This is a genomic window from Streptomyces sp. NPDC047525 (assembly GCF_040643025.1).
GTDB lineage: Bacteria > Actinomycetota > Actinomycetes > Streptomycetales > Streptomycetaceae > Streptomyces > Streptomyces durmitorensis.
Window position 1 is genome coordinate 1 of the sequence record NZ_JBEYTL010000002.1, and the last position, 21,194, is coordinate 21,194.

Annotated in this window: 15 protein-coding genes and 1 pseudogene; 14 read left to right on the top strand and 2 right to left on the bottom strand. The window is 72.0% G+C overall.

Annotated features, from left to right (window positions below):
• From ABZ833_RS05415 to ABZ833_RS05435, 5 genes and pseudogenes are all read left to right on the top strand, one after another.
• Positions 1-378, top strand: a pseudogene (locus ABZ833_RS05415) (epoxide hydrolase); the annotation flags it as partial.
• A 590-nt stretch (positions 379-968) separates the two neighbouring features.
• Positions 969-2,342, top strand: a complete 1,374-nt coding sequence (locus ABZ833_RS05420; RefSeq protein WP_361041421.1) for an MFS transporter — start codon at positions 969-971, stop codon at positions 2,340-2,342.
• An 88-nt stretch (positions 2,343-2,430) separates the two neighbouring features.
• A complete protein-coding gene (locus ABZ833_RS05425) occupies positions 2,431-3,291 on the top strand; it encodes a shikimate dehydrogenase (protein ID WP_361041424.1) in 861 nt (286 codons plus the stop codon).
• 27 nt (positions 3,292-3,318) lie between these two features.
• Positions 3,319-5,160: a TIM barrel protein gene (locus ABZ833_RS05430; protein ID WP_361041427.1), complete on the top strand. Its 1,842-nt coding sequence runs from the start codon at positions 3,319-3,321 to the stop codon at positions 5,158-5,160.
• A gap of 100 nt (positions 5,161-5,260) precedes the next feature.
• Positions 5,261-5,938, top strand: coding sequence for a TetR/AcrR family transcriptional regulator (locus ABZ833_RS05435; protein WP_249591718.1), 678 nt, complete (start codon positions 5,261-5,263; stop codon positions 5,936-5,938).
• Here ABZ833_RS05435 and ABZ833_RS05440 read toward each other — a convergent pair.
• Positions 5,892-6,704, bottom strand: a complete 813-nt coding sequence (locus ABZ833_RS05440; RefSeq protein ID WP_361041432.1) for a DeoR/GlpR family DNA-binding transcription regulator — start codon at positions 6,702-6,704, stop codon at positions 5,892-5,894. The two genes, ABZ833_RS05435 and ABZ833_RS05440, sit on opposite strands and share 47 nt — an antisense overlap.
• Before the next feature lie 274 nt (positions 6,705-6,978).
• Here ABZ833_RS05440 and ABZ833_RS05445 point away from each other — a divergent pair, with 274 nt between their 5' ends.
• The 8 genes from ABZ833_RS05445 (at position 6,979) to ABZ833_RS05480 (ending at position 18,034) form a co-directional block, all read left to right on the top strand.
• A complete protein-coding gene (locus ABZ833_RS05445; RefSeq protein ID WP_361041435.1) occupies positions 6,979-8,292 on the top strand; it encodes an MFS transporter in 1,314 nt (437 codons plus the stop codon).
• Between the two features lie 13 nt (positions 8,293-8,305).
• Positions 8,306-9,868: an FGGY-family carbohydrate kinase gene (locus ABZ833_RS05450; protein WP_361041438.1), complete on the top strand. Its 1,563-nt coding sequence runs from the start codon at positions 8,306-8,308 to the stop codon at positions 9,866-9,868.
• The gene (locus ABZ833_RS05455) at positions 9,861-11,375 is read left to right on the top strand and encodes an FGGY family carbohydrate kinase (protein WP_361041441.1); all 1,515 of its coding nucleotides are present in this window, start codon (positions 9,861-9,863) and stop codon (positions 11,373-11,375) included. The genes ABZ833_RS05450 and ABZ833_RS05455 overlap by 8 nt, the downstream gene beginning before the upstream one ends.
• Positions 11,372-11,998 (top strand): histidine phosphatase family protein, encoded by a 627-nt coding sequence (locus tag ABZ833_RS05460; protein ID WP_361041444.1) that lies wholly within the window; start codon positions 11,372-11,374, stop codon positions 11,996-11,998. The genes ABZ833_RS05455 and ABZ833_RS05460 overlap by 4 nt, the downstream gene beginning before the upstream one ends.
• Before the next feature lie 49 nt (positions 11,999-12,047).
• Positions 12,048-13,091, top strand: a complete 1,044-nt coding sequence (locus ABZ833_RS05465; RefSeq protein ID WP_361041447.1) for a 2-hydroxyacid dehydrogenase — start codon at positions 12,048-12,050, stop codon at positions 13,089-13,091.
• Between the two features lie 42 nt (positions 13,092-13,133).
• Positions 13,134-14,102 (top strand): oxygenase MpaB family protein, encoded by a 969-nt coding sequence (locus ABZ833_RS05470; protein ID WP_361041450.1) that lies wholly within the window; start codon positions 13,134-13,136, stop codon positions 14,100-14,102.
• Positions 14,084-16,321 carry a serine/threonine-protein kinase gene (locus tag ABZ833_RS05475; protein WP_361041454.1) on the top strand — a complete coding sequence of 746 codons (2,238 nt, stop codon included), beginning with the start codon at positions 14,084-14,086 and terminating at the stop codon, positions 16,319-16,321. The genes ABZ833_RS05470 and ABZ833_RS05475 overlap by 19 nt, the downstream gene beginning before the upstream one ends.
• A gap of 162 nt (positions 16,322-16,483) precedes the next feature.
• Positions 16,484-18,034 carry an NAD(P)/FAD-dependent oxidoreductase gene (locus ABZ833_RS05480; protein ID WP_361041457.1) on the top strand — a complete coding sequence of 517 codons (1,551 nt, stop codon included), beginning with the start codon at positions 16,484-16,486 and terminating at the stop codon, positions 18,032-18,034.
• 51 nt (positions 18,035-18,085) lie between these two features.
• On the opposite strand, the gene ABZ833_RS05485 is transcribed toward ABZ833_RS05480, so the two are convergent.
• Entirely contained in the window at positions 18,086-19,891 is a 1,806-nt protein-coding gene (locus tag ABZ833_RS05485; protein ID WP_361041460.1) for a serine hydrolase, read from the bottom strand.
• Positions 19,892-20,066: 175 nt separating this feature from the next.
• Between ABZ833_RS05485 and ABZ833_RS05490 the strand changes: the two genes are divergently transcribed.
• Positions 20,067-21,170, top strand: a complete 1,104-nt coding sequence (locus tag ABZ833_RS05490) for a nitronate monooxygenase family protein (protein WP_361041463.1) — start codon at positions 20,067-20,069, stop codon at positions 21,168-21,170.
• The last annotated feature ends 24 nt before the right edge of the window (positions 21,171-21,194 follow it).

Genomic DNA, 21,194 nt, shown 5'->3' on the forward strand with positions numbered 1-21,194 from the left:
CTCGCCTGGATCCTCGACAAGTTCGCCGAGTGGTCGGACACCGAAGACAGCCCGTTCGAGACGATTTCCATGGACAGGATCCTCGACGACGTCACTCTGTACTGGCTGACGCGGACCGGCGCATCGGCGGCCCGCATCTACTACGAGAGCCACAACTCCCTGGACCCCGAACTTCGGGTCGACGTCCCGTCGGCCATCACCATGTATCCCCGCGACATCGAGAAGTGTCCGCGCCCCTGGGCACAGGAGCGGTACCGGCAGATCGTCCGATGGAGGTCGCCGGAAACCGGGGGCCACTTCCCGTCGTTGGAGGTTCCCGAGTATTTCGTCAAGGACCTGCAAGAGGGCCTCGCGGCAGTGCTGGCCGCTCATCGGTGACCGCGGCTAGGTGACCGCTCCCTTCGGCCCCGGCAATTCGTCCAGGGAGTGTCCACCTGACGGCTGTTCGAGTTCCAGCACGGCTCGTGCGACGGCATGGTGCGGGGCCGCGCCCGGCCGCAAGGTGGTCACTGCCCAGCCGTCCGCAGCCAGGGAAGGCTGCATCCCCGCGGCGACGAGGAGTGCCCGCGCTCTGCCTTGACCCTGCCCAGCGCCGCAGGCATCTTCAGGACCACTTCGAGGCGAGTCGGCACGCCGGCCGTGCTGCGCCACGCACGTCCGTGCCCGCATGGCCATCGCAGAACCGCATGGCCATCGCAGAACACGACGGGGCCCTTCTCGGGGCCGCCCCCGAAAGGCGCCCGATGGGATCCGGCCAGTCTGTTACGGCCGGATGTATTGACACGGCCCGAGGGGCGGGCCAGCATCACACCCACGTTAATTAACTATCTAGTGCGTTAACTACAGCAGTGCCGGGTGCGCACCGCTCGCCACCCGTCCGTTGCGGCGTTCCCCCCAGCAGCGCCGGCCCCCGTCCCCTCGCAGCCGCCCCAGCGGGTGGTTGCGCTGCTCTCCCCCGAGGAGTTCACGTGTCCGCTCACCCGCCGGCCGACCAGGCGTCGGCCGTGCCGCCTCAGGGCAGGCCACGCAAGGCCGCCTTCGCCGCCTGGATCGGCAGCGCGCTGGAGTACTACGACTTCTTCATCTACGGCAGCGCCGCGGCCCTGGTCTTCCCCAAGGTCTTCTTCGACCCGGACGACCCGGCCACCGCCACCCTGATCTCCCTGGCGACCTTCGGTGTCGCCTACGCCGCCCGCCCCCTCGGGGCTCTCGTCCTCGGTCACTTCGGCGACCGGCTCGGGCGTCGGAAGATCATGGTGTGGACGCTGATCCTCATGGGGCTCTCCACCTTCCTCATCGGCTGCCTGCCCACGTACGCGCAGGTCGGCACCGTCGCCCCGGTGCTGCTCGTGCTGATGCGGGTGTTCCAGGGCCTGTCCGCGGCCGGTGAGCAGGCCAGCGCGAACGCGATGACACTGGAGCACGCGCCGGAAGACCAGCGCGGCTACTACACGAGCTTCACCCTCAACGGGACCCAGGCCGGTCAGCTCCTCGCGACCCTGGTGTTCCTGCCGGTCGCCGCGCTGCCGGACGAGCAGCTCTACACCTGGGGCTGGCGCATCCCGTTCCTGCTGAGCGCCCTCGTCGCGGTCGCCGGGTACGTCATCCGCCGCACCCTGGAGGAGACCCCCGTCTTCCAGCAGGTCTCCGCCGACCAGGCGGTGGCCAAGATGCCTCTCGCGGAGCTGCTCAGGAACCACTGGGCCGACGTGCTGCGGGTGGTCGCGGCGGCGCTGATCGCGACGGTCAGCACGATCTTCTCCGTGTGGGCCCTCTCGTACGCCACGAGTGACGCGGTCGGTCTCGACAAGACGGGCATGCTCTGGGTCGCCGGAAGCGCCAACGCGGTGGCTCTCCTCGCGATCCCGCTCTGGGCCAGGCTCTCCGACCGGATCGGCCGCAGGCCCGTCTTCCTCGTCGGGGCGATCGGCAGCGGAGTGATGATCTTCGTCTATCTGTGGGCGATCTCGACCGCCAGCTACCCGCTGGTCTTCGTGACCGGAGTGCTGCTGTTCGGCGTCGTCTACAGCGCGGCCAACGGCATCTGGCCCTCGTTCTACGGCGAGATGTTCCCCGCCAGGGTCCGGCTCTCCGGCATGGCCATCGGTACCCAGATCGGGTTCGCCATTGCCGGCTTCGCGGTGACCTTCGCGGCGCAGATCGACGGCCCCGACGGTGACAGGTGGGTCGGCGTCGCGACCTTCACCGCCGCCTTCTGCGCGATCTGCGCCATCGCCGTGGCCACCGGGCGCGAGACGCACCGCGTGCCCACGGCCGATCTCGGCCTGCGCCCCGGGGACGCGAAGACACCGGCGAAGGCCCGCGAGGCCGCCGCTCTGTGAGCCGGACACGCCGGGGGAGCGCTGCCGCGCCGGGGGCGCTCCGCCGAGCCACGATCAACCGTGCCCGGCCGACCAACAGGAAGACTCGATGACCTCGTACCTCACCGGCCTGATCGGCTCCGGTATCGGCCCCTCCCTGAGCCCCGCCCTGCACGAACGCGAGGCGGACCGGCACGGTGTGCGCCTCATCTACCGCACCCTCGACATCGACGTCCTGGGCGTAGCCCCCGAGGGCGTAGGTGAGTTGGTGCGCGCCGCCCACCGCCTCGGTTTCGACGGGCTGAACATCACCCACCCCTGCAAACAGCTGGTCATCGAGCACCTGGACGAGCTCTCCCCCGAGGCCGCCGAGCTCGGCGCCGTGAACACCGTCGTCTTCAGGGACGGACGCGCCGTCGGGCACAACACCGATGCCACCGGCTTCGCCCAGTCCTTCGCCCGCGGTCTGGCCGACGCGCCGACCGGTGACGTCGTCCAGCTCGGCGCCGGCGGGGCGGGCGCCGCCGTGGCACACGCCCTGCTGAACCTTGGTGTCGACCGGGTCACCCTGGTCGACAACGATCCGGCCCGTGCCGCCACCCTGGCCGCCGCGCTGACCGCGCGCTTCGGGCCTGGCCGTGCGCAGTGCGCGCCGGCCGGGGCACTGGCCGAGCGCCTCGCCGCCGCGGACGGCCTCGTCCACGCCACACCGACCGGCATGGTCGCCCACCCGGGCCTGCCCCTCGCGGTCTCGCTGCTCAGGCCCGGCCTGTGGGTGGCCGAGGTCGTCTACCGGCCGCTGGAGACCGAGCTGTTGCGCGAGGCCCGCGCCATCGGCTGCCGCACCCTCGACGGCGGCGGCATGGCCGTCTTCCAGGCGGCCGACGCCTTCCGGCTCTTCACCGGACTCGAACCGCACACCGGACCGATGCTCGCCGACCTCGGCGATCTGGCCGCCTTCCCGGCCTGACCGGCCCTGACCCGACAGGAGGACACCATGCGCACCTCGATCGCCACTGTCTCGCTCAGCGGTCCGCTGTCCGAGAAGCTCACCGCCGTCGCCACCGCCGGATTCGACGGTGTGGAGATCTTCGAGAACGATCTCCTCGGCAGCCCGCTCAGCCCTGAGGAGGTCCGGCTGCGCTGCGCGGACCTCGGCCTGAGCATCGACCTCTACCAGCCGTTCCGCGATTTCGAGGCCGTCCCCGCCGACGCTCTCGCCCGCAATCTGCGGCGCGCGGAACGCAAGTTCGCCGTGATGGAGCGCCTCGGTGCGGATCTGCTCCTCGTCTGCTCCAGCGTCGCCCCGGAGTCGGTCGACGACGACGCCCTCGCGGCCGAGCAACTGGGGCTGCTCGCCGACCGGGCGGCCGACCACGGCATCCGTATCGCCTACGAGGCACTCGCCTGGGGCCGGCACGTCAGCACGTACGACCACGCCTGGCGGATCGTCGAGCAGGCGGACCATCCCGCCCTCGGCACCTGCCTCGACAGCTTCCACATCCTCTCCCGCGGCTCCGACCCCAAGGGCATCGCGGACATCCCCGGCGAGAAGATCTTCTTCCTTCAGCTGGCGGACGCACCGCTGATGGCCATGGACGTCCTCCAGTGGAGCCGCCACTACCGCTGCTTCCCCGGCCAGGGCGGCTTCGACCTCGCCCCTCTGGTGGCCGCGACGGTGGCGGCCGGGTACCAAGGGCCCCTGTCGCTCGAGGTGTTCAACGACGTCTTCCGGCAGGCAGGGGCGGCCTCCACCGCCGTCGACGCGCTCCGCTCGCTGCTCCTCCTGGAGGAGTCGGCCGGTCTGTCCGTGCTCCCCGCCGCGTCCGCGCCCTCCGGCTTCGCCTTCGCCGAGCTGACCGCGGCCGACACCGAACCCCTGCGCGGCGTGCTCGACGCCCTCGGCTTCGCCCACACCGCACGGCACACCTGGAAGCCGGTCGAGCTGTGGGAACAGGGAGATGCCCGGATCCTGCTCAACACCGGTGTCAGCGGCCGCCGTCAGGATCCGGCGCTGACCGCCATCGGGGTGGAGACCCCCGACCCCGACGGAGCCGCACGGCGCGCCGAGGCCGTGCTCGCCCCCGTGGTGCCGCGCCGTCGCGCCCGTCTCGACGCACCCCTCGACGCGGTGGCCGCACCCGACGGCACGGAGATCTTCTTCTGCCGCACGGAGCAGGCCGACCACATCAGTTGGACCGGGGACTTCACCGAACTGCCGTCGCGCGCTCTTCCGGGAGAGCAGGGAGAGCGGGGAGAGCAGAGGGAGCGGGGAGAGCCGTCCGCGGCCGCCATCCGCCGTATCGACCACATCGCCCTCACCCAGCCCTGGCACCAGTTCGACGAGGCATCGCTGTTCCACCGCGGCGTCCTCGGCCTGGAGGCGGACGGCAGCCTCGATCTGGCCGACCCCTACGGCCTGGTGCGCAGCCGGGCCGTCGCGTCACCCGACGGCGGAGTGCGCATCGTCCTCAACATCGCGCCGGCGCCGGACGCCGATGGCGCGCGCCTGCAGCACATCGCGCTGGCGACGGACGACATCGTCGGCGCCGCCCGGCGCCTCCTGGAGCGCGGCGCGAGCCTGCTGCCGATTTCCGCCAACTATTACGACGACCTCGACGCACGCCACGATCTCGATCCCGAGCGCCTGGCCACGCTGGCGGAGCTCGGCATCCTCTACGACCGCGACGAGAACGGGGAGTTCCTGCACTGCTACACCGCCACGGTCGGGCGGGTCTTCTTCGAGTTGGTGCAGCGCACGGGCGGCTATCGGGGGTACGGGGCCCAGAACGCGGCCGTACGGCTCGCCGCCCAGCATCTTCACCAGCAGGGGGCGTGACCTCCTGGATCTCCGGGGACGTCGGCGACCGGCCACAAAAGCCCCGGGGCGGCCCGAGGTTAGACTGACCGGCGCCGATGAGTCCGCCCTGAGGAGCCGCATGGCCGCCGCAGTCCCCCCGTCGTCACCGCCCGCCAAGCGCACCCGGGACGCGGCCCGTACGCAGGGGGAGATCCTCGACGTGGCCACCGAGGAGTTCGCCCGCATGGGGTATGCGGGGGCCAGGGTGGACGAGATCGCCGCCCGCATGCGGACCACGAAGCGGATGATCTACTACTACTTCGGCAGCAAGGACCAGCTGTTCACCGCGGTCCTGGAGCGCGCGTACAAGGTCATCCGGCACGAGGAGCAGCAGCTCGACGTCGGGCATCTCGACCCGGTGTCCGCCATCCGCCGCCTTGCCGAGCTCACCTTCGACCACCACGAGGCGCATCCGGACTTCATCCGCCTCGTCAGCATCGAGAACATCCACGAGGCGCAGCACATCGGCGCCTCACCGAGCCTGGCCTCCCTCAGCTCCCCGGCGATCGACGTTATCGCCTCGATCCTCGAGACCGGGCGCGAGCAGGGCGTGTTCACGGCCGAGGTGGACGCCGTCGACCTGCACGCGATGATCAGTTCGTTCTGCTTCTTCCGGGTCTCCAACCGGCACACGTTCCGCGCGCTCTTCGGCCGCGACCTCACCGAGGCGCCCCGCCGCGAGCACTACAGGACGATGCTGGGGGACATGGTCATCTCCTATCTGACCTCGGATCTGCCTGGCGTGGGCCGGAGTTGACCACCATCACCTCGGTCCCGGCCGCCCGCACCGCCCGAACCTGCTCCGCCGCGAGGCCGTCGTCCACGATCAGCAGATCGAAGTCGGTCAGCGGCGCAAGCGCGTAAAGACCGTCTTTGCAGAACTTGGTGTGGTCCGCGACCAGCACCCGGCGCGCCGCGCACTCCATCATCGCCCGCTTGACCTGCACCGTCTCCGGCGATGTGTGGTAGCAGCGGCCGTTGGTGACGGCCGTCGTGGACATGAAGAGGACGTCGGCGCGAAAGGCGCGGACCGCGTCCGCGGTGTGCAGGCCCATGAACGCGTCGTACGCCGGGAAGTAGGCACCGCCCAGCGTGATCAGCGAGATGCCGGGTTCCTTCGCGAGCGTGGTGATGGCCGGCAGCGAGTTGGTGATCACCGTCAGCGGGGTGTGCTCGGTGGCCTGGTGCGCAACCAGCAGGCAGGTCGTGCTGTCGTCGAGCAGCACCGTCTGGCCCGGCACGAGGAGGGTCGCCGCGGCCCGCGCCAGGAGCTGCTTGGTCTGCGCCATGGTCGCCATCCGCTCCGCGACGCTGCCGTGGAACTGGGCCGACGGCAGCCCGGTCGCACCGCCCCGCACCTTGCGCAGCCAGCCCTGTGCCTGGAGGGCGTCCAGATCGCGGTGCGCGGTCATCAGGCTGACGCGGAACTCCTCGGCGAGGTCCGCGGTCCGTACGAAGCCGCGGCCGATGACGGCCTCACGCATCTGCCGTCGCCGTTCCTCCTGCGCCTCGACCCGGTCCATCGCAGCGCTCCCTCCGGTGTCCGTGCCCTGTGCGGTGCCAGGGCTCTGCCTGTGCCGTGCGCGGCACGTGTGTGAACTCGCCGCGTTATGTTCGCACGGATTTAACGCGCGCCGCCGGGCGAGTGCGGCGTCCGCGAGCGGCTCCGATGCGACGCAACACGGCAGGTCGCCGCCCCGATGGGAAGATTTCGGCCGCCATTGACTCGCCTTTCCGGCCAGCTGTTCCATCAGCTCGTCCGTCCCTCCTGCCCCTGCCGCAGAAAGGGGAGAGTCGATGATGACTTCTCTGCCCCCTCCTCCGCGTTCGCTGATCACACGCCTGGGCATTCCGCCGACCCTCGCCTGGGGCTACCTCGGGCTGCTCCTCTTCATGATCGGAGACGGGGTCGAGTCCGGCTATCTCTCGCCCTACCTGATCGACGAGGGCATCTCGCAGCCCCGGGTCGCGCTCCTGTTCACCGTCTACGGAGGCGCCGCGGCCATCGCCGCCTGGCTCTCCGGAGTGCTCTCCGACCTGTGGGGCCCGCGCCGCGTGACGTGGACAGGGCTTGGCATCTGGGGCGTCTTCCAGCTGCTCTTCCTCGTCCTGGCCATCCCCATGACCAGCTATCCGCTGATGATGCTCGGGTACGGCCTGCGCGGCCTCGGCTACCCGCTCTTCGCCTACGGCTTCCTGGTCTGGATCGCCTCGGTGGCGCCTCGCGCCCGGCTCGGCACGGCCATGGGCTGGTTCTGGTTCGCCTTCACCGGCGGTCTGCCCACCCTCGGCTCGCTGGTCGCCAGCGGACTCATCCCGCAGATCGGCGCGTACGCCACCCTTTGGTCGGCGCTGGCCCTCGTGGCCGCGGGCGGCCTGATCGCCCTGCTCCTCGTCCGCGATGACCGGGGCGGTAAGCGGCAGCGCGGCGAGGGCGAAGGGCCGCTCGCCACGCTCGTCGGCAGCGTCACCGTCCTGTGGCGCAACCCCCGGGTCGGCGCGGGCTCGCTCGCCCGGGTCATCAACACGGCCTCGCAGTTCGGCTTCTTCGTGATCATGCCGATCCACTTCACGAAGACGGTCGGCTTCAGCCTCACCGAGTGGCTGCACCTGCTCAGCGCGATGTTCGCGACCAACATCTTCGCCAACCTGCTGTTCGGCGTGGTGGGCGACCGCTTCGGCTGGCGCAGGACCATCGCCTGGTTCGGCGGCGCCGGATGCACCGTCAGCACGCTGCTGCTCTTCTACGTCCCGAACGCGGCGGGCGACAACTTCCCTCTCGCCCTGCTGGCCGCCGCCTTCTACGGCGCTACGCTGGCCGGATATGTACCGCTTTCGGCACTGGTGCCCTCGCTGGAGCCGCGGCACAAGGGACAGGCGCTCGCCGCGCTCAACCTGGGCGCGGGAGCCAGCACCTTCGTCGGCCCCGCGGTCGTCGCCGTCTTCGTCGGGCCGCTCGGCGTCACAGGGGTGGTCTGGATTTTCGCGGGGATGCATGCGGTGAGCACCGTGCTCGCGCTCTTCCTGAAGCTGCCGGACGACGCGGGTGCGGCGGAGAAGGCCAGTGCCTCGCCGGACGCCGCGCCCGCCACCGCCTCGGCCCCGGCGTGAAAGGACCCACCTGATGTCCGTACTGACCATTGACGTCGGCACCACGATGATCAAGTCGGTCGTCTTCGACGACCAGGGCAAGGAGATCGCGGTCGCGCGGCTCGCCACCGAAGTCCTGCGGCCCCACCCCGGCTGGGCGGAACAGGACATGGACGCCGTGTGGAACGCCGTCGTGCACACCGTCCGCAGCGTCCTGTCCGGCCTCGCCGACCCCGTCTGGCTGGTGTCCTTCACCGCCCAGGGCGACGGCGCCTGGCTCGTCGACGAGGACGGCCGCCCCACGGGGCCCGCGATCCTGTGGTCCGACGGCAGGGCCGGTGACCTGCTCACCGCCTGGCAGCGCGAGGGAGTCCTCGAAGCGGCCTTCCGCCGCAACGGCTCGCTGACCTGCGCCGGCATGCCCAACGCCCTCTTCAGCTGGCTCGCCGCCCACGACCCGGACCGCCTCGCGCGCTCCGCCACGTCGCTCACCGCCGCCGGCTGGCTCTTCCTGCGTCTCACCGGTGTCCGCGCCTGCGACGAGTCCGACGCCTCGGCCCCGTTCCTCGACCACACCACCGGGGACTACGACCCGCAGATCCTGGACCTGTTCGGCCTGAGCGCCTACCGCCGACTCCTGCCCACCGTCCTCGGCGAGTCCGAGCGGATCGCCGAGATCACCGGCGACGCCGCGGGCCAACTGGGCCTTCCCGCCGGACTTCCGGTGGTCATGTCCCCGTACGACATCGCCGCGACCGCCCGCGGCGTCGGCGTGGTCAACCCCGGCCAGGCGTGCAGCATCCTCGGCACCACCCTGTGCACGGAGATCGTCCGCACGGACGTCGACACCAGCGGCGAACCGTCCGGCATCAACATCGCCTACCGCGGCCGCGAACGGGTGCTCCGCGCCTTCCCGACCCTCAACGGCGCCGAAGTCCTCGGCTGGGCCGCGCAGATGCTCGGGACGTCCGGGCCGCCGGAGCTCGCGCAGCTGGCCTTCGAGTCGGAGCCGGGCGCCCGCGGGCTGATGTTCCTGCCCTATCTCTCCCCGGCCGGTGAACGTGCGCCGTTCCTCGACCCGCGCGCCCGCGGCTCCTTCTGGGGTCTGTCCCTCGAGCACTCGCGCGCCGACCTGGCCCGCGCCGTCTTCGACGGGCTCTCGCTGGTCCTGCGCGACTCGCTGGCCGCTGCCCGTACGGACGTGAGCGAGCTGCGGCTGTGCGGCGGCGGCGCCAACAGCGACGCGTGGTGCGCGCTGATCGCCGACGCGACAGGAGTGCCGACCGCCCGCTCCGGCGACACCGAACTGGGGGCCAAGGGCGCCTTCCTCACCGGCCTCGTCCGCTCCGGAGCCGAGAGCAGCATGCACACCGCTGCCGCCAAATACGTCCGGATGCAGAGCAGTTGGGAACCCGACCCGGAGCGCGCCCAGTTCTACGCCGCCCTGTACGAGGACTTCATCGGCCGGCGCACCATCTCCCGCGAGGCCGGCTGGCGGGGCGGCGCGATATGGCAAGGGAGCGGTGCGGCGGGGCCGGGCGCACCCCCGCACGGAGACGACGACCACCGCACCGCCCCCGGAGGCATCGATGTCTGAGACCCGTTCCACCGACCCTGCCCCCGCTTCCCTCGACGGCATCTGGCTGGGCCTCGACCTCGGCACCCAGAGCGCCCGCTGCGTCGCCGTCGACGGCACCGGACAGCTCCTCGCCGCAGCTTCCCGGCCGCTGACCAGCCACCGCGACGGCGTACGCCATGAGCAGGATCCCGAGCAGTGGTGGACCGCACTGTCCGCCGCCTGCCGCGAGGCGCTGAGCGGCCTCGACGCGCGGCGCGTCCGCGGGCTCGCCATCGACGGCACCTCCGGCACGATCCTGCTCGCCGACGCCGCGGGCCGCCCGCTCACCCCCGCCCTGATGTACGACGACGGGCGCGCCGCCGACCAGGCGGCGACCGTCAACGAAGCGGGCGGCGAGGTCTGGCGGGAGCTCGGCTACCGCAGCATGCAGCCGTCCTGGGCGCTGCCGAAGCTGTGCTGGCTCCTGGACCACGACGCGGCGGCGGCAACAGCGGGAGCCCGGCTCCTCCACCAGGTCGACCTGATCACCTGGCGTCTCGCCGGACACCAGGTCGCCGCCGACGCAAGCCATGCCCTCAAGACCGGCTACCACCTGGTCGAGGAGCGCTGGCCGCACAAGGCCATGGCCGAACTCGGCGTCCCCGAGAGCCTGTTGCCCGACGTCGTACGCCCCGGCACGGTGCTCGGCACCGTGTGCGCCGAGGCCGCGGAAGCCACCGGCATCCCCGAAGGCACCACTCTCGTCGCCGGAATGACCGACGGCTGCGCCGCCCAGATCGGCGCCGGAGCCCTGGAACCCGGCGCCTGGAACTCGGTGCTCGGCACCACCCTCGTCCTCAAGGGCACCAGCACACACCTGGTCCGCGACCCGGCGGGCGTCGTGTACTGCCACCGCGGACCGGGCGACAGGTGGCTGCCGGGCGGCGCATCCAGCAGCGGCGCCGGTGTCATCTCCCGGCACTTCCACGGCGATGACCTGGACGCGCTCACCGAGCGGGCCGCCGCGCTCGACCCGGACGCGGTCACCTACCCCCTGGTGTCCACCGGCGGCGAACGCTTCCCCTTCCGCGCCCCGCAGGCCCAGCCCTTCACCCTCGGGACCGTCCCCGACCGCGCCACCGAGTTCCACGCCCAACTGCTCGGCGTCGCCTGCCTGGAGCGGCTCTGTCTCGACTACCTCGACCACCTCGGCGCCCCCGTCGACGGACCGCTCACCCTCACCGGCGGCGGCGCCCGCAACCGCTACTGGTGCCGCCTTCGCGCCGAGGTCATCGGGCGTCCCGTACGCCTGCCGGAACAGGCCGAGGGCGCCATCGGCATGGCGGTGCTCGCCGCCACATCCTCCGGCGTGGGCCTCCAGGAGGCGGCCGCCGCCATGGTCCGGATCGGCGAGGAGATCCACCCGTCACCGGCCCGCACCGCCCGCTACCTCCCCGTCTACCTCCGCTTCATCGCAGAACTCACCCGCCGTGGCTGGCTCGACCAGACCGTGGCCGACCACGCCCGCAGGAGGGCAGCACAGTGACCGACCTCATCCTCGTACGCCACGGTGAATCCGCCTGGCACGCGGAGAACCGCTACGCGGGACGCACCGACGTGCCCCTCACCCCGCACGGACACGAGCAGGCAGCCGCGCTCGCCGAGTGGGCCGTCAGCGCGCGGCTCACGGCGATCTGGAGCTCCCCGCTCTCCCGCGCCCGGCTCACGGCCGCCCCCGCCGCCGACGCCTGCGGCCTCACCGCGCGCGTCGACGAGCGGCTGTGCGAACTCGACTTCGGCGAGGGCGACGGCCTGACCAGGGACGAGATGCGGCAGCGCTTTCCCGAGCAGCTCGCGGCCTTCCTCGACGACCCGGTCGCCCACCACCTCCCCGGCGGCGAGGACCCGCGCAAGGCCGCCGCACGCGCCGCCGACTGCCTGGCCGACATCGCCCGCGAACAGCCCAACGGCAGGGTCCTCCTCGTCGCCCACTCCACCCTCGTCCGGGTCACGCTCTGCCATCTCCTCGGCATCCCGCTCGCCGACTACCGCCGGGTCTTCCCCCAGCTGCTCAACGGCGCCCTCACGGAGATCCGGATCGAGGACGGGCAGACCGCACTCCTGCGTCTCAACACCCCCGCGACGACCCAGATCCCCGACGTCCACTGACCCACCGACCGGCCACCCGACCGCACCGCCCCTCAGGAGACACCCGCCCATGAGCACCACCGTCCTCGCCGCCGGCAACCACTTCATCCGCCCGAGCCTGTTCACCGAGGCCGTGCGCGCCGCCGCCGGGGAGCTGCCGCTGGACGTCCGCGAGCTCCAGTTCCCCTGGCCGCACACGCCGTTCGGACCGGTCGCCGAGGTCATCGAGGCGTCCGGCAGCGAGGAGGAGATGATCGAGGCGCTCCAGGGCGTGCGGATCTGTGTCACCGAGCACGGCCCGCTCACCGAGCGCATCCTCGCCGACTGCCCCGACCTGAAGCTGTTCTGCACCAGCCGAGGCGGCCCGGTCAACGCCAACCTCGAAGCAGCGACCCGGCACGGCGTCGCCGTCTGCTACGCCCCAGGCCGCAATGCCACCGCCACCGCCGAACACACCCTCACCCTGCTGCTCGCCGCCGCCCGCGGCGTCGGCGACGCCCACACCGACCTGCGCAAGGGCACCTGGCGCGGCGACTACTACGACTACGACAACTGCGGCATCGAGATCGACGGCGCCACCGTCGGACTGATCGGCTACGGCGCCATCGGCAGCCGCGTCGCCAAGGTCCTGCGCGCCCTGGGCGCCGAGGTCCTGGTGCACGACCCCTACGTTCGCCCCGAGGCGCTGGCGGGCATCGCCGAACAGGTCTCCCTCGCCGAACTGCTGCGCCGCTCGCGCATCGTCTCCCTGCACGCCCGGGTCACCGACGAGACCAAGGGCATGATCGGCCGCGCGCAGATCGCCGCGATGCCCCGCGGTTCGATCATCGTCAACTGCGCCCGCGGCGCGCTGCTCGACTACGACGCCGTCTGCGACGCACTGGACTCGGGCCACCTCTCCGGCGCGGGCTTCGACGTCTTCCCCGAGGAGCCGCTGCCCGCCGGCTCCCGGCTGCTCACCGCCCCCGGAGTCGTCCTCACCCCGCACATCGCGGGCGGCAGCCAGCAGGTCGCGCACAAGGCCGCGGACATCGTGGCCGCCGAGGTCGGCCGTTTCCTGCGCGGCGAGCCGCTGGAGCACTGCGCCAACCCCGAGGTGCTCAAGGCGGGTTGAGGCCACGGTCGGCGGCGTAGCCTGCGGTCAGGAGGTGGTTGTATGCGCGAGGCATCCTCATCGGGGCGCCCGGTATCGGGGCGCCGGGTGGAAGCCGACCCGGGGCTCTTCGGCCCCTCGTCCGTGACCTGGCAGATGCACGGCGACCCGATGATGTGGGTCGCCGGGATCCGCGCCCTGTATCTGCAGGCTCTGCACCCTCGGGCGGTCCGTGGCGTCATGCAGAACTCCGACTTCCGCAAGGACGCCTGGGGCCGCCTCATGCGCACCGCGAGCTTCGTGGGCACCACCACGTACGGAACCACGGAGGTCGCCGAGCAGGCGGGCGCCCGAGTCCGCAAGATCCATACGATGCTCACGGCCACCGACCCCGACACGGGGGAGCGGTACGGCGTCGACGAGCCCGGCCTGCTGCTCTGGGTGCACTGCGCCGAGATCGACTCCTATCTGCACGTGGCACGCCGCTCGGGATTCCGGCTGACCGACGCGCTCGCCGACCGGTATGTCGCCGAGCACCGGGAGAGCGCCCGCCTGGTCGGCCTGGACCCCGCCGACGTACCGGCATCGACCGCCGAACTCGCCGCGTACTTCGAGCGGGTCCGGCCCGAACTGGCCGCGGGACCCGAGGCGCGCGACGTCGACGACTTCCTCCAACGCCCGCCGGCCCACCCCCTGTTGGTTCCGGCGCGCGCCCTGCTGTGGCGGCGCGTGGCGAATCTGGCCTACGCCTCGCTGCCGCCGTACGCCCACGAGCTGTACGGCAGGACGGCACCGCCGCCCGCCACCGTGACCCGGCGGCTCGTCACCACCGGCACCATCCTGCGCACCATTCCCGCACGTCTACGCTGGCAACTTCCGCCGAAGCACATTCTGCGCGCCATGGCCAGGCTCGGGCCCGGCGCCCGGCCTGCCCCGTACAAACTCGACAGGCGGGCAGCCATACTGGACGGGCCGGGGAGGGCAGAGCGAGGCAACGGGGGCGGCGGCGGGAGATGGCGGAAACCAGGCTGATCCAGGGCCGGTACAGGCTGCTGGACCTGATCGGGCGCGGCGGCATGGGCGAGGTGTGGCGTGCGCGCGACGAGTCCCTCGGGCGGAGGGTCGCGGTCAAGTGCCTCAAGCCCATGGGGCCCCAGCACGACCAGTCCTTCACGCGCGTGCTGCGCGAGAGGTTCCGGCGCGAGGCACGCGTCGCGGCGGCGCTTCAGCACCGCGGCGTCACCGTCGTCCATGACTTCGGGGAGCACGACGGCGTCCTGTATCTGGTCATGGAGCTGCTCGAAGGGCGCAACCTCAGTCAGCTCCTGGAAGACAACAAACAGCATCCGCTGCCCGTCGTGGACGTCGTGGAGATCGCCGACCAGGTGGCTTCCGCGCTCGCGTACACCCATGAACAGGGCATCGTGCACCGGGACCTGAAGCCCGCGAACATCATGCGGCTCACGGACGGCACGGTGAAGATCTGCGACTTCGGCATCGCCCGGCTCGGCCACGACATCGGCTTCACCTCCCGCCTGACCGGCACGGGCATCGCGATGGGCACCCCGCACTACATGTCGCCCGAGCAGATCAGCGGCTCCCAGGTGGACCAGCGCAGCGACCTCTACTCCTTCGGGTGCGTGCTGTACGAGATCGCCACCGGGGCGCCGCCGTTCGACCTGGAGGACGCCTGGGCGGTGCTCGTCGGTCACCGCGACACGGCGCCCGAGCCGCCGCGCAGCCGCCGCGACGAGCTGCCCGAGTACTTCGAGAGGATCGTCCTCGACCTGCTCGCCAAGGAGCCGGACGAGAGGCCGAGCGACGCACGTGAACTGGGGCGCCGCATCGTCTCGGGGCGCACCGTCCCCACGTACGTCCCGACCGTCGTCACCCCGCCCGTGCGCCGCCCGGAGCAGCCGCCCTCGCGCGAGCCGCGGCTGCCCTCGTGGACCCGCGGCATGACGACCGGGCACAAGGCGAACGGCGCGTCCGAGCTGCGCACGACCCCGCCCGACGCGGCGGCGGGCCTGACCGGCGAGTGGATCGCGCGCACCGACGCACGCCGGACCGCGACGCCGCTCAGGCCCGAACGGCCCACGCCGTCACCGGAAGTGGTCGCCACCCTCGTCAGCCGCCACAACGCGGGCCTGAGCCTGGGTCGCCTCGGCCGCTGGGCCGAGGCGGGCGAGGTGCACCGCGCGGTGGCCGCCGAGCGGGAGCACGCCCTTGGCCCCGACCACCCGGACACGCTCGCGAGCCGGTACGAAGTGGGCTTCACGCTCAGCCGCACCGGCCGCGCGGCGGACGCCCTGCGGGAGTACGGCCGCGTCGCCCAGGGCAGGGAGCGCACGCTCGGCCCCGAGCACCCCGACACGCTCGCCGCCCGGCAGGAAATGGCGTACGTCATGGGGCAGTTGGGGCGGCACTTCGAGGCCCACCAGATGTACACGTCGGTCCTGGCCGTGCGGGAGCGCACCGCGGGCGTCGACCACCCCGACACCCTGCGCTGCCGGCACAACCTGGCGTACAACCTCAGCAGGCTCGGCCGCCTGGAGGACTCCTACCGACTGGCCCGCCAGGTCGCGACGGCCCGCGCGCGCGTCCTCGGCGCCACGCACCCCGACACCCTCGTCACCCGCTACGAAGTCGCCTACGCGCTGGGTCAGCTGGGCCGCTGGCCCGAGGCGCTCCAGACGTACCGCGAGGTCGCCGAAGCGCGGGTGCGGGCGCTCGGCGCCGACCACCCCGACACCCTCGCCGCACGGTACGAGGTGGGCATCAGCCTCGGCCGGCTGGGCCGCAGCGGCGAGGCCCTTGAGCTGTACCGCGACCTGATCGACGACCGCACCCGTGTGAACGGCCCCGCCCACCCCGAGACGCTGCGCGCCCGGCACGGCCTCGGCGTCAACCTCGGCCGCCAGGGCCGCTGGGAGGAAGCCCTGGCCGAGGCCCGGGACGTCTGCGCGATACGCGAGCGCGTCCTGGGCGGAGACCACCCGGACACCCTGGTCAGCCGCCGCGAGGTGGCCGTGGGCCTCGGCTGGCTCGGCCGCTGGGCCGACGCCCTGACCGAGTACCGCAGGGTCGCTGCCGCGCGTGAGCAGGTACTTGGCGCCGGCCATCCCGACGCCCTCGCCAGCCGCAACGACGAGGCGCACTGCCTGGAGCAGTTGGGCCGTGGGACGGAAGCGGTGGAGCTGTACCGCCGGGTTGCCGCGTTGCGGCAGCAGCGGGCCTCCGGGGGGCACTGACTCGCGGGGGCGCGTCGAGCGGTGCCGCGCTGTGCTGTGGGGGTGTGTTTGCTCGCCGCGGCGGTGAGGCATGCAGGTCGTCTGCGGGTGCGTTGTGGTTGATCGCGCAGTTCCCCGCGCCCCTTTGGGGCGCTCCTGCCCCACACGTGTTACCAAGAGCCTATGCCTCCTCGCGATCGATACGACGCCGTCATCGTCGGCGGTGGTCACAACGGACTCGTCGCCGCCGCCTATCTCGCCCGCGCCGGACGCTCCGTCCTCCTCCTGGAGCGGCTCTCCGGCACCGGTGGCGCCGCGGTGTCCAGTCGCCCCTTCGCCGGAGTGGACGCCCGGCTCTCGCGCTACTCGTACCTGGTCAGCCTCCTGCCGCGGAAGATCGTGCGGGACCTCGACCTGGACTTCCGGGTGCGCACCCGCACCGTCTCCTCCTACACCCCGACCGAGCGCACGGGGCAGCCCTCCGGACTGCTCGTCGGCGGGGGCGACGCGCGCACCAGGGACGCGTTCGAGCGGCTCACCGGCGGTCCGCGGGAGTACGAGGCGTGGCGTGCGTTCTACGCCATGACCGGGCAGGTCGCCAAGGAGGTGTTCCCCACGCTCACCGAACCGCTGCCCACGCGCGAGGCGCTGCGCGAGCGGGTCGGTGACGAAGCCGCCTGGCGGGCGCTCTTCGAGGAACCCATCGGCGCCGCCATCGAGGAGCGGTTCGACGACGACCTGGTGCGCGGAGTGGTGCTCACCGACGCCCTCATCGGGACGTTCGCCGACGCCCACGACCCCTCCCTGCGCCAGAACCGCTGCTTCCTCTACCACGTCATCGGCGGCGGCACCGGTGACTGGAACGTACCCATCGGCGGCATGGGCGCGCTCACCGGCGCCCTCGCCGCCGCGGCCAGGGCGGCGGGCGCCGAGCTCGCCACGGACCACGAGGTCACCCGGATCGATTCGGACGGACAGACGGCCGAGGTCACCTACCGCACGCCCGAGCGCGAAGCCACCGTCGCCGCCCGGCACGTCCTGGTCAACGCCTCACCGCAGGAGCTCGCCGCCCTCGTCGGCGACACCGCGCCCACTCCGGCCGAAGGCGCCCAGCTCAAGGTCAACATGCTGCTCGAACGGCTGCCGAGGCTGCGCGACACCTCGGTCGACCCGCACGAGGCCTTCGCCGGGACCTTCCACATCGGCGAGGGATACGGGGAGTTGGCGACCGCGTACGCCCAGGCCGCGGCCGGTGAGCTGCCCGCCGCGCCGCCGTCCGAGATCTACTGCCACTCCCTCACGGACCCCAGCATCCTCGCCCCCGACCTGGTCGAGCGCGGCTTCCAGACCCTGACCCTCTTCGGACTCCACACGCCCGCCCGCCTCTTCGCCCACGACAACGACGCCGTACGAGCCGAACTCCTGAAGTCGACCCTGGCGCAGCTGGACGCGCACCTGGCCGAGCCGCTCGCCGACTGCCTGGCCACCGATGCCGAAGGACGCCCCTGCATCGAGGCCAAGACCCCGCTCGACCTGGAACGCGACCTGCGCCTGCCCGGCGGCAACATCTTCCACCGCGACCTCGCCTTCCCCTACGCCCAGGAGGACACCGGCCGCTGGGGCGTGGAGACACGGCACGCGAACGTCCTGCTCTGCGGCGCGGGTGCCGTGCGCGGCGGCGGGGTCAGCGGCATCCCCGGGCACAACGCGGCGATGGCGGCGCTGGGGGAGTAAGGCACGGGCCCTGGGGGGCAGGCCCCATTCCCGGCCTGCCGCTGCCGCCCCTCAGTCGGCCGAAGGGGCCCACCCCACCGCCTCGATGCGTGCCGAGTCGGCGGGCCGTGCCTCGTCGAACGCCGTACGGCCGCCGTCCTCGACCCGCAGCCCGTCGGCGTACGCACCGCGCCCCACGTAGAGCTGGTCCGTCGCGTACCGCCAGCGCAGCCGCACCCCCGCGCCCCGCAGGTCCGAGAGGTCCGCGGTCAGCCGGTGCCAGACGCGCCCCGACCAACCCGAAGCCGTGCCGTCGGGATGCTGCCGAGGGTCCGACCCCTTGCGCTCCGTCGTGAACGGCACGGGCTGCCACGTCGCGCCGTCGTCGCGCGAGGCCTCCAGCGCCAGCAGGTCCGAGCCCGGCTCGGTGTCCCACCACAGCGCGCACCGCAGCCGCGCCCGGTCCGAGGTGAGGGTGAGCGGCGGCAGGGTCAGGGTGGCCGACGTCGCGTTCGCCATGCCGGAGAACCACGCGGTGCGCCCGTGTGCCGGACGTACCGGAACGGCGCGTGCCATGCGGTTCGCCGCCGCCACCCTGGGGGCGGAACCGGAGCGCCAACTGCGCACCGGGTGGACCGAGTTGCCGAGGACGACGAGGAAGGAGTCGGTCGTCGGGTCGAGGACCAGGGACGTGCCGGTGAACCCCGTGTGGCCCGCGGTGCGCGGCGTCGCCATCGCGCCCATGTACCAGTGCTGGTAGAGCTCGAAGCCCAGGCCGTGCTCGTCGCCGGGGAACTCCGTGTTGAAGTCGGTGAACATCAGCTTCACGGACTCGGCGGAGAGGATGCGGGAACGGCCGTAGACCCCGCCGTTGAGCAGCGTACGGCCGAGGATCGCGAGGTCCCAGGCGCAGGAGAAGACACCCGCGTGCCCGGCGACCCCGCCGAAGCCGAAGGCGTTCTCGTCGTGCACCTCGCCCCACACCATGCCGCGGTCGAGCCCCGACCAGGGCAGGCGGGCGTCCTCGGTGGCAGCGATCTTCCGCTGCCAGGAGGCGGGCGGGTTGTAGCGCGTGCGGTGCATCCCGAGCGGAGCAGTGATCTCGTCGTGGAGCAGTGCGTCCAGCTGACGACCCGTGATCTCTTCGAGGACCAGCTGGAGCGAGATCAGGTTCAGGTCCGAGTAGAGGTACTTGGTGCCGGGCGGGTTGAGGGGTGCCTCGTTCCAGATGAGGCGCAGCTGACCCTCGCGCGTGGGCTCCTTGAAGAGCGGGATCCAGGCGCGGAAGCCCGAGGTGTGGGTGAGGAGCTGGCGGATGGTGACGTCCTGCTTGCCCGCGCCCCCGAAATCGGGGAGGTACGAGGCGACCTTCGCCTCCAGCTCCAGCTTGCCGCGCTCGATCTGCTGCACCGCGAGCAGCGAGGTGAACAGCTTGGAGACGGAGGCGAGATCGAAGACCGTGTCCTTGGCCATCGTGATCTGCCGGTCGGCGGGCAGCTCGACGCCGGTGTCGGTCTTCTCGTCGTACGCCGCGTAGCGCACCGCCTTGCCGATGGGCTGGTGCAGGGCGACCGTGCCGCCGCGGCCCGCGAGCAGGACGGCGCCCGCATACCAGGGGTGCTTGGGGGATGGGCCGAGGAACTGCTCGGCGTCGGCGACCAGTTGCCGCAGATGTCCGGCGAGCAGCCCGGCCCGCTCGGGGGTGCCGGGCCGCAGCGTCGGATGCCCGGCGCCGGCCGCGGACTCCGCTGCCGCCGCGGGGCCCGCGGGGAACGGCACGAGCGCCAGCGCCCCGCCCAACGCCACGGCTCGTGCACCCAGTTGGCGTCGGCTGAGACCGCCGCCCGCTCTGTCCGCCGCCCCGCTGTCCTCGGCCATGACCGCGCCCCCTCCTGAAACTCTCCAGAACTGAAATTATCTTTCGGGATCACAAGAGACTGCTGAAACTTTCATGTCACCGCCGGGCCCTGTCAACCGAGGGCGCCCGGCAAAGATCTGACACTGCATCAGAAAATCTCTTCCGTCGTCCGGACGGCTGCGGCATCCTGCGGCCATGCAGACAGATCTGAGCAGGAAACTGGGGATCGAGCACGCCATCTTCGGCTTCACGCCCTTCCCGGCGGTGGCGGCCGCCATCAGCAGGGCGGGTGGATTCGGTGTGCTCGGCGCGGTCCGCTACACGGCGCCCGACGAGCTGGCCCGGGATCTCGACTGGATGCAGGAGCACGTCGGCGACCGGCCCTACGGCCTTGACGTCGTGATGCCCGCGAAGAAGGTCGAGGGGGTAAGCGAGGCCGACGTCGAGGCGATGATCCCCGAAGGGCACCGGCAGTTCGTCAAGGACACCCTCGGGAAGTACGGCGTACCCGAGCTCGCCGAGGGGGAGGCGTCGGGCTGGCGCATCACCGGGTGGATGGAGCAGGTCGCCCGCAATCAGCTCGACGTCGCCTTCGACTACCCGATCAAGCTGCTCGCCAACGCGCTCGGCTCACCGCCCGCCGACGTCATCCAGCGCGCCCACGACCACGACGTACTCGTGGCCGCTCTGGCGGGCAGCGCACGGCACGCGCGCAAGCACGCGGAGGCGGGCATCGACATCGTCGTCGCGCAGGGCTACGAGGCGGGCGGCCACACCGGCGAGATCGCCTCCATGGTCCTGACGCCCGAAGCCGTCGAGGCCGTCGCGCCGCTGCCGGTCCTCGCGGCCGGCGGCATCGGCAGCGGAGAGCAGATCGCGGCCGCGATCGCGCTCGGCGCGCAGGGCGCGTGGCTCGGCTCCCTCTGGCTCACCACGACGGAGGCCGATCTCCACTCGCGGGCGCTCACCGAGAAGCTCCTGGCAGCGGGTTCGGGCGACACGGTCCGCTCGCGCGCCCTCACGGGCAAGCCCGCACGCCAGCTGCGCACGGAGTGGACGGACGCCTGGGACGACCCGAACGGGCCCGGCACGCTGCCCATGCCCCTGCAAGGGCTCCTGGTCGCCGAGGCGGTCTCACGCATCCAGAAGCACGAGGTCCAGGCGCTGCTCGGCACACCTGTCGGGCAGATCGTCGGCCGGATGAACAGCGAACGCAGCGTCCAGGCCGTCTTCGACGAGCTGACCCGCGGTTTCGAGCGCGCCATCGACCGCGTGAACCGCGTCGCCGGACGCGGCTGACGAGACGACGGAGGAGAGGTCCCC

Excerpts from the sequence above, each read along its gene's own strand:
- ABZ833_RS05425 (WP_361041424.1), top strand. The coding sequence starts at position 2,431 with ATGACCTCGTACCTCACCGGCCTGATCGGCTCCGGTATCGGCCCCTCC.
- ABZ833_RS05430 (WP_361041427.1), top strand. The coding sequence starts at position 3,319 with ATGCGCACCTCGATCGCCACTGTCTCGCTCAGCGGTCCGCTGTCCGAG.
- ABZ833_RS05435 (WP_249591718.1), top strand. The coding sequence starts at position 5,261 with ATGGCCGCCGCAGTCCCCCCGTCGTCACCGCCCGCCAAGCGCACCCGG.
- ABZ833_RS05440 (WP_361041432.1), bottom strand. The coding sequence starts at position 6,704 with ATGGACCGGGTCGAGGCGCAGGAGGAACGGCGACGGCAGATGCGTGAG.
- ABZ833_RS05445 (WP_361041435.1), top strand. The coding sequence starts at position 6,979 with ATGATGACTTCTCTGCCCCCTCCTCCGCGTTCGCTGATCACACGCCTG.
- ABZ833_RS05450 (WP_361041438.1), top strand. The coding sequence starts at position 8,306 with ATGTCCGTACTGACCATTGACGTCGGCACCACGATGATCAAGTCGGTC.
- ABZ833_RS05455 (WP_361041441.1), top strand. The coding sequence starts at position 9,861 with ATGTCTGAGACCCGTTCCACCGACCCTGCCCCCGCTTCCCTCGACGGC.
- ABZ833_RS05465 (WP_361041447.1), top strand. The coding sequence starts at position 12,048 with ATGAGCACCACCGTCCTCGCCGCCGGCAACCACTTCATCCGCCCGAGC.
- ABZ833_RS05470 (WP_361041450.1), top strand. The coding sequence starts at position 13,134 with ATGCGCGAGGCATCCTCATCGGGGCGCCCGGTATCGGGGCGCCGGGTG.
- ABZ833_RS05475 (WP_361041454.1), top strand. The coding sequence starts at position 14,084 with ATGGCGGAAACCAGGCTGATCCAGGGCCGGTACAGGCTGCTGGACCTG.
- ABZ833_RS05480 (WP_361041457.1), top strand. The coding sequence starts at position 16,484 with ATGCCTCCTCGCGATCGATACGACGCCGTCATCGTCGGCGGTGGTCAC.
- ABZ833_RS05485 (WP_361041460.1), bottom strand. The coding sequence starts at position 19,891 with ATGGCCGAGGACAGCGGGGCGGCGGACAGAGCGGGCGGCGGTCTCAGC.
- ABZ833_RS05490 (WP_361041463.1), top strand. The coding sequence starts at position 20,067 with ATGCAGACAGATCTGAGCAGGAAACTGGGGATCGAGCACGCCATCTTC.